Source organism: Salmonella sp. SAL04157, from assembly GCF_046551635.1.
Lineage (GTDB): Bacteria > Pseudomonadota > Gammaproteobacteria > Enterobacterales > Enterobacteriaceae > Salmonella > Salmonella enterica.
Genome location: NZ_JBGDVS010000016.1, coordinates 37097 through 50541, shown reverse-complemented (window position 1 = coordinate 50541; position 13445 = coordinate 37097). Strand labels below are relative to the sequence as shown.

Sequence of the window (13445 nt, the reverse complement as noted above, 5' to 3'; positions counted from 1 at the left end):
AGAGTTATTGTAATGCGCGCAACAGCGCATCGTTGTCGGCGTTATCAGCGACCTTAATATCTTGCCAGCCCAGTTCCCGGGCGAGGTGCGCCAGACGCTCACTGACGACCAATAGCCGACAGCGTAGTAACCAGTGCTCACGATACCACTGGGGAGTCAGCGACCAGAGCCGTTGCAACATCTCGCCGCTGGTAACAACAAGCGTTGTTACGCCGCGAGTATGCCAGCGCATCGCTTCTTCCGCGCCATCGTAATGTTTCGCACATCGTTGATAACATTCACAAAAACTGACTTCGGCTCCGCGAGCTGTCAGGGTTTCGCCCAGCAGTTCGCGGCCGCCATTGCCACGCAAAATCAGCGCGCGTTTGCCCGCAATATTTTGTAATTCAGGTAATTGTAGCAAGGCTTCGCTGATTTCCCGATCCAATGGATAACGAATATCGAACCCGCTAACGGTATGAAGGGCGAGCGCCGTGGTGCGGCCAATCGCGAAATAGCGCGGCGACGCAGGCCAGTTTCGACCATCCCGCTGGAGCTGGGCGTGAGCAAAGGCGACGGCGTGCTGTGAAAGGGCAAAAACCAGATCGTTTTCCGTCAGAGTCGCCAGGCGGTCGGCCAGGGTGGGTAGCTCCCGACCGGCGACAAATTCAATCAGTGGAAAACTCCAGGCCACCTGCCCCAGTGCGCGCAGACGGCTCACTAACGCTTCCCCTGCGGGAGAGGGGCGGGTGATCAGAATACTCATGCGGGCGTCTCGCCGTTATAAACTTCCGTCAGAATCGCGCGCGCGCCGTTTTCCAGCAGTTCCTCTGCAAGCGAGATGCCCATTTGCTCCGCCTGCTCGGGAGAACCACGACGTTCGCCGCGCACCATCACCGAACCGTCCGGCGCGCCAACCAGCGCGCGTAGCCAAATTTCACCGTTGATGATTTCTGCATAGCTGCCAATCGGCACCTGACAACCGCCTTCCAGGCGGGTGTTCATAGCGCGTTCCGCCGTTACGCGCAGCGCGGTTTGCGAGTGATTCAACGGTGCGAGCAGCGCCTGCGTTCGCGCGTCGTCAAGACGACACTCAATCCCGACGGCGCCCTGGCCTACGGCAGGAAGCGAAACGTCGGGCGGCAAGGCTGTGCGAATGCGCGACTCCAGACCTAAGCGTTTCAGACCGGCCACGGCCAGGATAATGGCGTCATAGTCGCCGTTGTCCAGCTTGCCGAGACGTGTGCCGACGTTGCCGCGCAACGAACGGATAATGAGGTCCGGACGGCGTTCCGCCAGTTGACACTGACGACGCAAACTGGACGTCCCGACGATACTACCCGCGGGCAGATCGTCCAGACTGTGATATTTATTCGAGACAAACGCGTCGCGCGGATCTTCGCGCTCGCAAATGGTCACCAGACCGAGACCATCCGGGAAGGCCACCGGAACGTCTTTCATAGAGTGCACGGCAATATCAGCGCGTTTTTCCAGCAGCGCGATTTCAAGCTCTTTAACAAACAGTCCCTTACCGCCCACTTTCGCCAGGGGAGTATCGAGAATCACGTCGCCGCGTGTGACCATCGGCACCAGTTCTACCGTCAGTCCCGGATGGGTTGCCATCAATGCGTCTTTGACATAATGTGCCTGCCAAAGCGCAAGGGGACTTTGGCGTGTGGCAATTCTTAAAACATTGTCTAACATGCTTGTTACCGTCATTATCAATCATTGACCATCCTAACATCCTTATAGAGAGTATGTTAGTTTTCCGGTCACCGTGAGTGAGAGGATAAGGCGCAGTGTCGTCAATGACAGTGAATAATGACGAGAAACCGCCAGCCCGTATTTAAGAATTTACACGCAGCGAACGGTGCTACACTTGTATGTAGCGCATCTTTCTTTACGGTCAATGAGCAAGGTGTTAAATTGATCACGTTTTAGACCATTTTTTCGTCGGTATTAGATAAAAATATGCAGGCGAGAAAGGGTAACGGTTATTTTTGACATACGGTTTATCCCGAATGGCGACGGTCAAGTACTGACCTGCACCATGACGGGTAGCAACATCAGGCGATACGTCTTGTACCTCTATATTGAGACTCTGAAACAGAGACTGGATGCCATAAATCAACTGCGTGTGGATCGCGCGCTTGCTGCCATGGGACCCGCTTTTCAGCAGGTTTACAGTCTTCTGCCGACATTATTGCACTATCACCATCCACTGATGCCGGGTTACCTTGATGGTAACGTTCCCAGCGGTATTTGCTTCTACACGCCTGATGAAACCCAACGCCACTATCTGAACGAACTTGAGCTGTACCGCGGTATGACGCCGCAGGACCCGCCGAAGGGCGAGCTGCCGATTACCGGCGTTTACACCATGGGCAGCACCTCCTCGGTCGGGCAGAGCTGCTCGTCCGACCTGGATATCTGGGTGTGCCATCAGTCCTGGCTCGACGGCGAAGAGCGTCAGTTGCTGCAACGTAAGTGTAGCCTGCTGGAAAGCTGGGCCGCCTCGCTTGGCGTTGAGGTGAGCTTCTTCCTGATCGACGAGAACCGTTTCCGCCATAACGAAAGCGGCAGTCTGGGCGGGGAAGACTGTGGTTCTACGCAGCATATCCTGTTGCTTGATGAGTTTTATCGTACCGCTGTGCGCCTGGCCGGGAAGCGTATCCTGTGGAGTATGGTGCCGTGCGACGAAGAAGAGCATTACGACGACTATGTCATGACGCTCTACGCGCAGGGCGTATTAACGCCAAACGAATGGCTGGATCTGGGGGGCTTAAGCTCGCTCTCCGCCGAAGAGTACTTTGGCGCCAGCCTGTGGCAGCTATACAAGAGCATTGACTCGCCGTACAAAGCGGTGCTGAAAACGCTGCTGCTGGAAGCCTACTCATGGGAATATCCCAACCCACGTCTGCTGGCGAAAGATATTAAACAACGTCTGCATGACGGTGAAATCGTATCGTTTGGACTCGATCCCTACTGCATGATGCTGGAACGGGTCACTGAATACCTGACGGCGATTGAAGATCCGACGCGGCTGGATTTAGTCCGCCGCTGCTTTTACCTGAAAGTGTGCGAGAAATTAAGTCGCGAGCGTGCCTGCGTAGGCTGGCGTCGGGAAGTATTAAGCCAGTTAGTCAGCGAGTGGGGATGGGACGACGCGCGTCTGACCATGCTCGATAATCGCGCAAACTGGAAAATCGATCAGGTGCGCGAAGCCCACAACGAATTGCTCGACGCCATGATGCAAAGCTATCGTAATCTGATTCGCTTTGCGCGGCGCAACAACCTCAGCGTGAGTGCCAGCCCGCAGGATATCGGCGTACTGACGCGTAAGCTGTACGCGGCGTTTGAAGCGTTGCCGGGTAAAGTCACGCTGGTGAACCCGCAGATATCGCCGGATCTGTCCGAGCCGAATTTAACCTTTATCCATGTGCCGCCGGGACGCGCCAACCGTTCAGGCTGGTATCTCTACAACCGCGCGCCGAACATGGATTCCATCATCAGTCATCAGCCGCTGGAATATAACCGTTATCTTAATAAGCTGGTCGCGTGGGCGTGGTTCAACGGCCTGCTGACGTCGCGAACGCATCTGTTTATTAAGGGCAACGGTATTGTCGACCTGCCTAAGTTGCAGGAGATGGTCGCCGATGTTTCGCACCATTTCCCGCTGCGCTTGCCTGCTCCGACGCCGAAAGCGCTCTACAGCCCCTGTGAAATTCGCCATCTGGCGATTATCGTTAACCTCGAATATGACCCGACGGCGGCGTTTCGCAATAAAGTGGTCCATTTTGACTTCCGTAAGCTGGACGTTTTCAGCTTTGGCGAAGAGCAAAACTGTCTGATAGGCAGTATCGACTTGTTATATCGCAACTCGTGGAACGAAGTGCGTACTCTGCACTTTAACGGCGAGCAGGCGATGATCGAAGCGCTGAAAACGATTCTGGGGAAAATGCACCAGGATGCCGCGCCGCCGGATAGCGTCGAAGTGTTCTGCTACAGTCAACATCTTCGCGGTCTGATTCGCACCCGCGTGCAGCAACTGGTCTCCGAATGTATCGAGCTACGTCTTTCCAGCACCCGTCAGGAGACCGGTCGCTTCAAGGCGCTGCGGGTTTCCGGGCAGACGTGGGGGCTATTCTTCGAACGCTTGAATGTCTCGGTGCAGAAGCTGGAGAACGCTATCGAATTCTACGGCGCGATTTCGCATAACAAGCTGCACGGGCTGTCGGTACAGGTGGAAACCAACCAGGTGAAATTGCCGTCAGTGGTGGATGGCTTCGCCAGCGAAGGGATTATCCAGTTCTTCTTTGAAGAAACGGGTGATGAGAAAGGCTTTAATATTTATATTCTGGATGAAAGTAACCGGGCGGAAGTGTATCACCACTGCGAAGGTAGCAAGGAAGAACTGGTGCGCGACGTCAGCCGCTTCTATTCGTCATCGCACGATCGCTTCACGTATGGCTCCAGTTTTATCAACTTTAACCTGCCGCAGTTCTACCAGATAGTGAAAACTGATGGCCGCGAGCAGGTGATCCCATTCCGTACGCAGCCTATCAACACCGTGCCGCCAGCAAACCAGGATCATGACGCGCCGCTATTGCAGCAGTATTTTTCCTGAGGATTTTTGCCCGGTGGCGGCTACGCCTTACCGGGCCTACAGTAAGCCGGATAAGCAAAGCGCATCCGGCAAATAAATCAACGGAAGCTCACCGCTTCACCTGCCTGCTGTGTCGCCGCCTGCTCCAGCAGATCCCAGAAGGTTTCGCCGCTGCGATCGCAAATCCACTCGTCGCCTTTCAGGTCAAAGTGATAGCCGCCCTGTTTGGTCGCCAGCCATACCTGATGCAGCGGCTCCTGACGGTTAATAATGATTTTACTGCCGTTCTCAAAGCTGAGGGTCAGCACGCCGCCGTTGATTTCGCAGTCGATATCGCTGTCGCCGTCCCAGTTATCGAGGTGTTCTTCAATGGTGAGCCACAGGGCGTCAGCCAGGCGATGAAATTCACTGTCGTTCATTGTTTTATCCCGCTATTGAGTGATAGCGCCAGTATAAGGGGAAGCGTCAGCTTCTGGAACCGATACGCCTTAGCGTTGTGAGCGGTAAAGAATAAAACCCAGCGGTAGATAAATGACGATAAATAGCGCACTGGCAATGAGGATGACGGACGCATTAACCGGGAAATGGTTCAGAGCCGACAGCATTGCTACCATCAGCACGACGCAGCTGCCGCAAAGGAGAAAATGCAACAGGATTAAGGGGGCGCGCGGCTTTGCTTTGATATCCAAAAGAGCGCTAAGCAGACCGAGTACCGCGCTTATCGTCAGAACCCCGGCAGCTTCAACACCGTTTATCGTGCCGTGCATAACGCTTTCAATAATGACGTAAATGCATGAACCGATCCCCACGCCCCGAAGGGCGTTTTTCAAATGTTTATCCAAGCGCGCAAAACGGCTTAGCGGCGTGATTTTTGGCATTCCTGTGCCTGCGTTATGATGATGATGTCTTTATTGTTGGTGTACCTGACGTTCCTATTCAGAGTATGCGTCTTATCCGGGCAGGGGGATGCTGTTCGGTAAAGCTGGCTGCCAATCCACGTATAAACGTAGCGGTTGTCATACGCAAAACGCTCGGTGACTTTTAGCGGCCCATTGATGCTAAAGATCTGAATACCCTGACCTTGTTGGCTATCACGCATAAAATAGCCGTGCTCTTTTCCGGCGTTAATTTTCCGGTTCAGGAAGGGGGTTGCGCTATCCAGTTCCAGCGTTTCCAACTGGTCTTCGCCAAAAGGTGAGAGCCTCGCAATGTATAGCCGGTTCTTATATTGCGCGATGCGATCGTTAACCAGATGAAACTGACTCGGGTCAACGTTGGGAATGGTTTGCCAACGGCCCCACTCGCCGTCAGGTGACAGAACCTTGCGCCAGCGAACCGCTGTTTTGCCGATGTCAAAGGTGCCATCGGTTTTAACATAGGCTGTTTTTACGGAAGGATCGCGCGGGATACCCGTGGCGATAAAAGAGCCATCCTCCATGAGAGCGCCATCTAACTGGGCTATGCGGTAATCCACCCAATAGCCGTATCCTGAGTACGTTGTTTGCCATTTCACGCGTAGAGCTTTGGGATTGGGCGTAGGATAGCGCCACAGTTGAGCGCCATCAAACGCGTAAACATAGCGATCGTCGCGCGCGTACCATTTTTTGTAATGTGGGCTGTCGCCCAGATGCGCTTCTGTCTCGCCCGGAACGTGATAGTCCATCAGAATAAGCGGGCCAGCCGACTCGAATACCTGCAATCCGTCTTCTTCCTTAAAGTCGGATCGCGTTTTAGTGAGTAAATAACCGTGATGCCGCCCGGCATTAAAACGCTTGTCTATCACCAGATTTGGGTTATCCAGCGTGACGACATCCAGTTGGTTTTCGCCGAATTCCGTTTTCCTGATGACATAAAGCCGATCCTGATACTGCGCCACCGCATTACTGAGCGGATGAAATTGTTCCGGGTCAAGGCCGGGGATTTCGGCAAATTTACATCCCGGACCTTTACGCCACAGCACGCGTTTTTCCTGCAGGTTGAACGCATCACAGTGTTTTTCAATTTGCATGTCCCAATCCAGGTTGTTCTGGTTGAGAACGTAACGGTGCAAGCCGTTTTTATCGCGCCAGGTCAATAGAGAACCGGGCATCCAGCGCACCACGGAAAAGGTATCCGGATCGGCATCCAATAGTTCGCCATTGAGCATTATTTTTGTACGCGTGCGGGCCAGCGTATCCCAGGGACCAAAGGGGACAGCGACACACGGATTAAATGTGGCGGAAAATTTACCGCGCTGATCCCAGGGCTTTTGCGCCAGAACGGTGAAACTGCCCGGGTCGCTCAGGCGATGCCCTTCGACATAAAGAAAGCGATCGTCGCGCAGCGTCAAGCCCATCAGGTCTGGTTTCCACTGGCTGCTGAATTCAACTTTGCGCAATGACTGTAAATTAACGCGGTTTTCGCCGCCGTTGTCATCCGTTCGTTTGCCTTCGTAATAGAGACTATTTTTATCAACACCGATTTTGCCAAAGGCGCGAAATGAGGCGACATCTACCGATGGCGTCCCCGGCGGATTACGCATGATTTTTCCACCGTACAGAATAACGCGTCCGTCGCTGTAGTAGGAAAAGTGCGGGAAGATAGCCTGTGCACCGGTATGAACGTGATCGGTCGTCAGGTCGGTGAGCGGTGGTTCCCTGTCCCACTCATCCTGAGTTGCTGGGTTAATCAATGAATTGGGTAACCGACGCAGGCGTTTGAAATTCACCTCCGGCAACGAAAGATTGTTCTCCTCTTCTGGCTGGAGATAAACCACGCCGCTGCCTTGCCGTTGATAAACATTGTGCGGAGATTCACTTAGCCGGCATCCCCAGGCGGGAGGCAGCAGAAGTGAAAGCGAAAAAAGGCAAAACAAATTACGATATTGCATAAGGTCATCCGGACGTGGTACGTAAACCTAAAGTGATTAGCAAAGCATGTTTCCTGATGTAAATGCGCAATAATCATGGCAACGCGCCGCTTTTCAGATTTTATAAAGAGCCCCTAAACGCTTGCTTTTACGCCTTCTCCTGCGATGATAGAAAATAGAAAGCATGAACTTACAGGCAATCCATAATGAAAAACGTGTTTAAGACACTCGCTGTACTTCTGACTCTGTTCAGCCTGACGGGCTGCGGTTTGAAAGGGCCGCTTTATTTCCCGCCAGCCGATAAAAATGCGCCGCCGCCGACGAAAAAAGTCGATTCGCAAACGCAGTCCACGATGCCCGATAAGAACGATCGCGCAACGGGAGATGGCCCGTCCCAGGTCAATTACTGAGGATAGTTTTCTGTCCCCGCGTGAACGGAGTGAATGATGCAATTCTCTAAAATGCATGGCCTTGGCAACGATTTTATGGTCGTCGACGCGGTAACGCAGAATGTCTTTTTTTCGCCGGAACTGATTCGTCGGCTATCCGACAGACACCTGGGCGTAGGGTTCGATCAGCTGCTGGTAGTTGAGCCGCCCTATGATCCTGAGCTGGACTTTCATTACCGCATCTTCAACGCCGACGGCAGTGAAGTCTCACAGTGCGGCAATGGCGCGCGCTGTTTCGCGCGATTTGTTCGCCTGAAAGGGCTAACCAATAAACGCGATATTCGGGTCAGTACCGCGAATGGCCGGATGGTACTGAGCGTCACGGAAGATGAACTGGTGCGGGTGAATATGGGGGAGCCAAACTTTGAACCCGCGCAGGTGCCTTTTCGCGCCAACAAAGCGGAAAAGACGTATATTATGCGAGCGGCGGAACAGACCATACTGTGCGGCGTGGTTTCAATGGGCAATCCGCACTGTGTCATTCAGGTTGATAACGTCGACACGGCGGCCGTTGAAACACTGGGGCCGGTTCTGGAAAGCCATGAGCGTTTTCCGGAACGCGCCAACATCGGTTTTATGCAGGTTGTAAGACGCGAGCATATCCGGCTGCGAGTCTATGAACGCGGCGCAGGGGAGACCCGCGCGTGCGGCAGCGGCGCGTGCGCTGCCGTTGCCGTGGGGATTCAGCAGGGGCTGCTGGCTGAAGAAGTACGCGTGGAATTACCGGGCGGTCGGCTGGATATCGCCTGGAAAGGTCCGGGTCATCCGTTATACATGACTGGTCCGGCGGCACATATCTACGACGGATTTATCCATTTATGAAGCAACCAGAGGAAGAACTACAGGAAACGCTCACGGAACTGGACGATCGAGCGGTCGTCGATTACCTGCGCCACCACCCTGAGTTTTTTATCCGTAACGCCCATGCCGTGGAAGCGATGCGTGTTCCACATCCCGTGCGGGGAACGGTTTCGCTCGTTGAGTGGCATATGGCCCGCGCGCGTAATCACATCAATGTGCTTGAAGAAAATATGACGCTGCTGATGGAACAGGCCCATGCCAATGAAAGCCTGTTTTATCGCTTGCTGCATCTGCAAAGCCGTCTGGTCGCCGCGGATAGTCTGGATGAGATGCTGATGCGGTTTCACCGCTGGGCGCGCGATTTGGGGCTTGCCGGCGCGACGCTGCGTTTGTTCCCGGATCGGTGGCGTCTTGGCGCGCCATCGCGCTATACGCATCTGGCTTTAAACCGTCAGGCCTTCGAGCCGCTGCGTATTCAACGACTGGGACAGTCGCAGCATTATCTTGGCCCGCTAAACGGCCCGGAACTGCTGGTGGTCTTGCCGGAGGCGAAGGCTGTAGGCTCGGTAGCCATGTCGATGATGGGCAGCGATGGCGACCTCGGGGTGATTCTCTTCAGCAGCCGTGACCCGCACCACTATCAGCCTGGGCAGGGGACGCAGCTTTTACAGGAGATCGCGCTGATGCTGCCGGAACTGCTGGAACGCTGGATTAAACGCGTATGACGGATGTCGCGCTTTCTCTGGATGTCTCGCGGTTCCTGCGCTATTTAGGCGTGGAGCGCCAGCTTAGCCCCATTACCCTGCAGAACTACCAGCGTCAGCTTGATGCCATTATCGCTTTAGCCGGAGAAACCGGGCTGAAAAGCTGGCAACAATGTGACGCTGCGATTGTGCGCAGTTTTGCGGTGCGCAGTCGGCGCAAAGGGCTTGGCTCTGCCAGTCTGGCGCTACGTCTCTCGGCATTGCGAAGCTTTTTTGACTGGTTAGTCAGTCAGGGCGAATTGAAAGCTAACCCGGCGAAGGGCGTCTCCGCACCGAAAGCGCCGCGTCATCTGCCGAAAAATATTGATGTCGACGACGTTAACCGCCTGCTGGACATCGATCTTAACGATCCGCTCGCCGTACGTGATCGGGCGATGCTGGAGGTCATGTACGGCGCGGGACTGCGTTTATCCGAACTGGTTGGCCTGGATATAAAGCACCTCGATCTCGATACCGGCGAAGTGTGGGTAATGGGTAAAGGCAGCAAAGAGCGACGCCTGCCGATTGGCCGTAACGCGGTGACGTGGATTGAGCACTGGCTGGATCTGCGCGGACTGTTCGCCAGCGATGAAGAGGCGTTATTCCTGTCGAAGCTCGGCAAGCGTATCTCCGCGCGCAATGTCCAAAAACGGTTCGCTGAATGGGGCATAAAGCAGGGGCTAAACAGCCACGTGCATCCACATAAGCTGCGCCATTCGTTTGCGACCCATATGCTGGAATCGAGCGGCGATCTGCGCGGCGTGCAAGAGCTGCTGGGTCATGCCAACCTTTCCACCACCCAAATTTATACTCATCTTGATTTTCAACATCTTGCTTCAGTGTACGACGCGGCGCATCCGCGCGCTAAACGGGGGAAATAATGCGTTTTTACCGGCCTTTGGGGCGTATTGCCGCGCTCACCTTTGACCTGGATGATACCCTTTATGATAACCGTCCGGTGATTTTGCGTACTGAGCAGGAAGCGCTCGCTTTTATGCAGAATTATCACCCGTCGCTACGTTCGTTTCAAAACGTCGATTTACAGCGGATACGGCAGGCGGTGCGTGAAGCGGAGCCGGAAATCTATCATGACGTTACCCGCTGGCGCCATCGCGCGATAGAGCAGGCCATGCGGGATGCGGGATTATCGGCGCAGGAGGCCATTGCCGGCGCGAATGCGGCGATGATGCATTTTGCCAAATGGCGCAGCCAGATTGAGGTTCCGCAGGCTACCCATGAGACGTTACAGCAGCTTGCGAAAAAATGGCCGCTGGTGGCGATCACTAACGGCAACGCCCAGCCGGAACTGTTTGGCCTCGGCGATTACTTTAAGTTTGTACTGCGCGCCGGCCCGGATGGACGTTCCAAGCCGTTTAGCGACATGTATTTCCTGGCGGCGGAAAAACTGCATGTGCCGATCGGCGAGATCCTGCATGTCGGCGACGATCTGACTACCGATGTGGCTGGCGCTATTCGCTGTGGGATGCAGGCCTGCTGGATTAAACCTGAAAATGCCGACCTGATGCGGACGCAGGACAGCCGTTTACTGCCGCATATCGAAATTTCGCGGTTGGCATCTCTCACCTCGCTGATATAATCACCAGTAGTTCTGTATAAATTCCCAGTTATTCTGGCGGATGGCGTTATGCTTATCCGCCCTACGATAAGTAGCCCCGGTAAGCGAAGCGCCACCGGGCGTTTTTAGTTTTCATGTTTTTACGCGGCGGTGCCAATGGACGTTTCTTACCTGCTCGACAGCCTTAATGATAAACAGCGCGAAGCGGTGGCCGCGCCACGTAGCAACATGCTGGTGTTGGCGGGCGCGGGAAGCGGGAAAACCCGCGTGCTGGTGCACCGTATCGCCTGGTTACTGAGCGTAGAAAACAACTCGCCATACTCCATCATGGCGGTGACCTTTACCAACAAAGCGGCGGCGGAAATGCGCCATCGTATTGGCCAGTTGATGGGGACCAGCCAGGGCGGAATGTGGGTAGGGACGTTCCACGGTCTGGCGCACCGCCTGCTGCGCGCGCATCATATGGACGCTAATTTGCCGCAGGATTTCCAGATTCTCGACAGCGAAGATCAGATGCGTTTGCTTAAACGCCTGATTAAGGCGATGAATCTTGATGAGAAGCAGTGGCCGCCGCGTCAGGCGATGTGGTACATCAATAGCCAGAAAGACGAAGGGCTACGCCCGCACCATATTCAAAGCTATGGCAACCCGGTGGAGCAGACCTGGCAGAAGGTGTATCAGGCCTATCAGGAAGCGTGCGATCGCGCTGGTCTGGTGGATTTTGCCGAGCTACTGCTGCGCGCTCATGAACTATGGCTGAACAAGCCGCACATCCTGCAACACTATCGCGAGCGGTTTACTAACATTCTGGTGGACGAATTCCAGGATACCAACAATATTCAGTACGCCTGGGTTCGTCTGCTGGCGGGCGATACCGGTAAAGTGATGATTGTCGGCGACGATGACCAGTCGATCTACGGCTGGCGCGGGGCCCAGGTAGAAAACATCCAGCGCTTCCTCAATGATTTCCCCGGCGCGCAGACCATTCGTCTGGAGCAGAATTACCGCTCGACCAGCAACATCCTTAGCGCGGCGAACGCTCTGATTGAGAATAACAATGGGCGTCTGGGTAAAAAACTGTGGACTGACGGCGTTGATGGCGAACCGATATCGCTGTACTGCGCTTTCAACGAACTGGATGAAGCGCGCTTTGTGGTTAACCGTATCAAAACCTGGCAGGACAACGGCGGCGCGCTTGCGCAATGCGCCATCCTTTATCGTAGCAACGCCCAGTCGCGCGTGCTGGAAGAGGCGTTATTACAGGCCAGTATGCCGTACCGCATTTACGGCGGTATGCGCTTCTTCGAACGCCAGGAGATCAAAGATGCGCTCTCTTATCTGCGTTTGATTGCCAATCGCAACGATGATGCCGCCTTTGAACGCGTGGTGAACACCCCGACGCGCGGCATCGGCGACCGCACGCTGGATGTGGTGCGTCAGACCTCGCGCGATCGCCAGCTAACATTGTGGCAGGCGTGCCGTGAATTGTTACAGGAAAAAGCCCTGGCCGGGCGTGCGGCCAGCGCGCTACAACGCTTTATGGAACTGATCGATGCTCTGGCGCAGGAAACCGCCGACATGCCGCTGCATGTGCAGACTGACCGGGTGATCAAAGATTCCGGCCTGCGCACCATGTATGAGCAAGAAAAAGGCGAGAAAGGCCAGACGCGCATCGAAAACTTAGAGGAACTGGTGACGGCGACGCGGCAGTTCAGCTACAACGACGAAGATGAAGATTTAATGCCGTTGCAGGCCTTCCTCTCTCATGCGGCGCTGGAAGCGGGCGAGGGGCAGGCGGATACCTGGCAGGATGCAGTACAGCTGATGACGCTGCACTCGGCCAAAGGGCTGGAGTTTCCGCAGGTGTTTATTGTCGGTATGGAAGAGGGCATGTTCCCCAGCCAGATGTCGCTGGATGAGGGCGGGCGTTTGGAAGAGGAGCGTCGTCTGGCCTACGTCGGCGTTACCCGTGCCATGCAGAAACTAACGCTAACCTATGCCGAAACGCGTCGTCTGTACGGTAAAGAGGTCTACCATCGCCCGTCGCGTTTTATCGGCGAACTGCCGGAGGAGTGCGTGGAAGAGGTCCGTCTGCGCGCCACCGTCAGTCGTCCGGTGAGCCATCAACGAATGGGAACGCCGCTGGCGGAAAACGACACAGGCTACAAACTCGGCCAACGCGTGCGCCATGCGAAGTTCGGCGAGGGAACTATTGTCAACCTGGAGGGCAGCGGCGAGCATAGCCGGTTGCAGGTGGCTTTTCAGGGGCAAGGGATCAAATGGCTGGTTGCCGCGTATGCGAAGCTGGAAACGGTTTGACCGGCTCTCATATTGCCGGATGGCACCTCTTATCCGGCCTACGCGCTGGCTAACATTTTGATTTGTAGGCCGGATAAGGCGAAGCCGCCATCCGGCGATATAGTGATGTTAATATTCTGAAATC

12 protein-coding genes are annotated in these 13445 nt (G+C 54.9%); 7 read left to right on the top strand and 5 right to left on the bottom strand.

What is annotated here, in order from left to right:
* Positions 1 to 4 precede the first annotated feature (4 nt).
* Positions 5 to 745, bottom strand: coding sequence for a uroporphyrinogen-III synthase (gene hemD, locus ACLJRE_RS22280; RefSeq protein WP_000025495.1), 741 nt, complete (start codon positions 743 to 745; stop codon positions 5 to 7).
* Positions 742 to 1683: a hydroxymethylbilane synthase gene (gene hemC / locus ACLJRE_RS22275; RefSeq protein WP_001521319.1), complete on the bottom strand. Its 942-nt coding sequence runs from the start codon at positions 1681 to 1683 to the stop codon at positions 742 to 744. The genes hemD and hemC overlap by 4 nt, the downstream gene beginning before the upstream one ends.
* Positions 1684 to 2059: 376 nt before the next feature.
* Between hemC and cyaA the strand changes: the two genes are divergently transcribed.
* Entirely contained in the window at positions 2060 to 4606 is a 2547-nt protein-coding gene (gene cyaA, locus ACLJRE_RS22270; RefSeq protein WP_000281719.1) for a class I adenylate cyclase, read from the top strand.
* A gap of 77 nt (positions 4607 to 4683) precedes the next feature.
* Here the strand turns inward: cyaA and cyaY are convergent, their stop codons facing one another.
* The 3 genes from cyaY to ACLJRE_RS22255 form a co-directional block, all read right to left on the bottom strand.
* The gene (gene cyaY / locus ACLJRE_RS22265) at positions 4684 to 5004 is read right to left on the bottom strand and encodes an iron donor protein CyaY (protein ID WP_000999917.1); all 321 of its coding nucleotides are present in this window, start codon (positions 5002 to 5004) and stop codon (positions 4684 to 4686) included.
* Positions 5005 to 5073: 69 nt separating this feature from the next.
* Positions 5074 to 5463 carry a DUF3021 family protein gene (locus ACLJRE_RS22260; RefSeq protein WP_001124434.1) on the bottom strand — a complete coding sequence of 130 codons (390 nt, stop codon included), beginning with the start codon at positions 5461 to 5463 and terminating at the stop codon, positions 5074 to 5076.
* The gene (locus ACLJRE_RS22255) at positions 5442 to 7454 is read right to left on the bottom strand and encodes a hypothetical protein (RefSeq protein WP_001543655.1); all 2013 of its coding nucleotides are present in this window, start codon (positions 7452 to 7454) and stop codon (positions 5442 to 5444) included. Before ACLJRE_RS22255 ends, ACLJRE_RS22260 begins: the two co-directional genes overlap by 22 nt.
* A gap of 185 nt (positions 7455 to 7639) precedes the next feature.
* Here ACLJRE_RS22255 and lptM point away from each other — a divergent pair, with 185 nt between their 5' ends.
* The 6 genes from lptM (at position 7640) to uvrD (ending at position 13321) form a co-directional block, all read left to right on the top strand.
* Complete coding sequence (gene lptM, locus ACLJRE_RS22250; RefSeq protein ID WP_000799903.1) at positions 7640 to 7843, top strand: LPS translocon maturation chaperone LptM; 204 nt, start codon at positions 7640 to 7642, stop codon at positions 7841 to 7843.
* 36 nt (positions 7844 to 7879) lie between these two features.
* The gene (gene dapF / locus ACLJRE_RS22245) at positions 7880 to 8704 is read left to right on the top strand and encodes a diaminopimelate epimerase (protein WP_001160671.1); all 825 of its coding nucleotides are present in this window, start codon (positions 7880 to 7882) and stop codon (positions 8702 to 8704) included.
* Complete coding sequence (locus ACLJRE_RS22240; RefSeq protein WP_000812760.1) at positions 8701 to 9408, top strand: DUF484 domain-containing protein; 708 nt, start codon at positions 8701 to 8703, stop codon at positions 9406 to 9408. Before dapF ends, ACLJRE_RS22240 begins: the two co-directional genes overlap by 4 nt.
* A complete protein-coding gene (gene xerC / locus ACLJRE_RS22235) occupies positions 9405 to 10307 on the top strand; it encodes a tyrosine recombinase XerC (RefSeq protein ID WP_000132870.1) in 903 nt (300 codons plus the stop codon). The genes ACLJRE_RS22240 and xerC overlap by 4 nt, the downstream gene beginning before the upstream one ends.
* Positions 10307 to 11023 (top strand): 5-amino-6-(5-phospho-D-ribitylamino)uracil phosphatase YigB, encoded by a 717-nt coding sequence (gene yigB / locus ACLJRE_RS22230; protein WP_001213560.1) that lies wholly within the window; start codon positions 10307 to 10309, stop codon positions 11021 to 11023. The genes xerC and yigB overlap by 1 nt, the downstream gene beginning before the upstream one ends.
* A gap of 135 nt (positions 11024 to 11158) precedes the next feature.
* Positions 11159 to 13321 (top strand): DNA helicase II, encoded by a 2163-nt coding sequence (uvrD, locus tag ACLJRE_RS22225; protein WP_000383436.1) that lies wholly within the window; start codon positions 11159 to 11161, stop codon positions 13319 to 13321.
* The last annotated feature ends 124 nt before the right edge of the window (positions 13322 to 13445 follow it).

Coding starts and splice junctions, on each gene's coding strand:
- lptM (WP_000799903.1), top strand. CDS start 7,640: ATGAAAAACGTGTTTAAGACACTCGCTGTACTTCTGACTCTGTTCAGC.
- dapF (WP_001160671.1), top strand. CDS start 7,880: ATGCAATTCTCTAAAATGCATGGCCTTGGCAACGATTTTATGGTCGTC.
- uvrD (WP_000383436.1), top strand. CDS start 11,159: ATGGACGTTTCTTACCTGCTCGACAGCCTTAATGATAAACAGCGCGAA.
- ACLJRE_RS22240 (WP_000812760.1), top strand. CDS start 8,701: ATGAAGCAACCAGAGGAAGAACTACAGGAAACGCTCACGGAACTGGAC.
- ACLJRE_RS22255 (WP_001543655.1), bottom strand. CDS start 7,454: ATGCAATATCGTAATTTGTTTTGCCTTTTTTCGCTTTCACTTCTGCTG.
- ACLJRE_RS22260 (WP_001124434.1), bottom strand. CDS start 5,463: ATGCCAAAAATCACGCCGCTAAGCCGTTTTGCGCGCTTGGATAAACAT.
- yigB (WP_001213560.1), top strand. CDS start 10,307: ATGCGTTTTTACCGGCCTTTGGGGCGTATTGCCGCGCTCACCTTTGAC.
- cyaY (WP_000999917.1), bottom strand. CDS start 5,004: ATGAACGACAGTGAATTTCATCGCCTGGCTGACGCCCTGTGGCTCACC.
- hemC (WP_001521319.1), bottom strand. CDS start 1,683: ATGTTAGACAATGTTTTAAGAATTGCCACACGCCAAAGTCCCCTTGCG.
- xerC (WP_000132870.1), top strand. CDS start 9,405: ATGACGGATGTCGCGCTTTCTCTGGATGTCTCGCGGTTCCTGCGCTAT.
- hemD (WP_000025495.1), bottom strand. CDS start 745: ATGAGTATTCTGATCACCCGCCCCTCTCCCGCAGGGGAAGCGTTAGTG.